The following is a 1027-nucleotide window of genomic DNA, read 5'->3' as shown; positions in this document are numbered from 1 at the left end:
GTGAGAACAGGCGTTGATAGGTGCGCTCGGCCTGCTCGGCTATGGCCCGTTCCTGGTCGCGTACGCTCTTCAGGCTGTAAGCGGCAGCCGATCCTTTGCGCGAGCCATGTTGTGCCGGCATGCCGGATTGCAACTCCAGGGCGCGCAGCTTGTGTGCGGTCAGGGCTGGACGATCCCAGGCGAACGGCTCATTGCGCGTGAGCACGTACCACACGATGACCGCCAGTTTGCGCGCCGTCGCGACAATGGCGACCTGCTGGCCGCGACGGTCGCGTACGCGCAGGAAGAAAGCGCGCAGAGGGCCAGGCGCCTGTGCTGCGCCCCAGGCTGCCTCGACGAGCAATCCTCGCGCGTACGAACGTCCCCGCCTGGTGATGTGACCGTGCCTGGCGGGCGTTGGGCCCGACTGATAGACCGATGGGTTCAGCCCGAAGTAGCTCACCAGCTTCTCCGGATTGGGAAACCGTTCAACGGCGCCGATTGCCGACAGCAGGCCGATTGCCACAGTGCTATTGACGCCGGTGATGGTCAGCAGCCTGCGCAACCGCTCGTCGCCGATACTGGCTTGCGCCAGGGCCCTGTCGACCTCGTGCAGATCCTCCCCAAGACGGTCCAGCTCCCGCAGGCGTTGCTCGACGCCCAGACGCTCGTCCATCGGCAGCGGTTGGGCCGTGAGCCATACGCGTCCCTTCCTGCCGAACAGATCAGTAGCGGGGCACCGCTCGATCAGATGCGCAGCCAGCACCGCATGCACTTCGTTCTTCAGCCTGGTGCGTTGCCGCACGAGTTGTGACCGGCGCGAGACCTGTCGGCGTAGCGCCAGGGTGCTCTCGTCGGGCATCCAGACTTCCGGCAGAAAATGGCTTGCGTACAGTTGGGCCAGCACTGCCGCATCAATCTTGTCCGTCTTGACGCGTGCCTCGGCGATGAGCCGTACCAGCAGTGGATTCGCAATTGCGACACGCGCGACGCGAGGGCGCAGTACGTTGACGATGGCGGCGGTATTGCCCGTCGCTTCGAGCACCAC

The 1027-nt window shown here is 65.1% G+C and carries 1 protein-coding gene; it reads right to left on the bottom strand.

Going from position 1 to position 1027, the window contains the following annotated elements; translation table 11 throughout:
• The coding region (locus NE850_RS39625; RefSeq protein WP_310700427.1) for an IS110 family transposase at window positions 1-1027 on the bottom strand (1027 nt) is incomplete at both ends.

The sequence above is a fragment of the Paraburkholderia sp. USG1 genome (genome assembly GCF_031570135.1).
GTDB lineage: Bacteria > Pseudomonadota > Gammaproteobacteria > Burkholderiales > Burkholderiaceae > Paraburkholderia > Paraburkholderia dioscoreae.
This window is presented reverse-complemented; position numbering and strand designations above follow the sequence as displayed.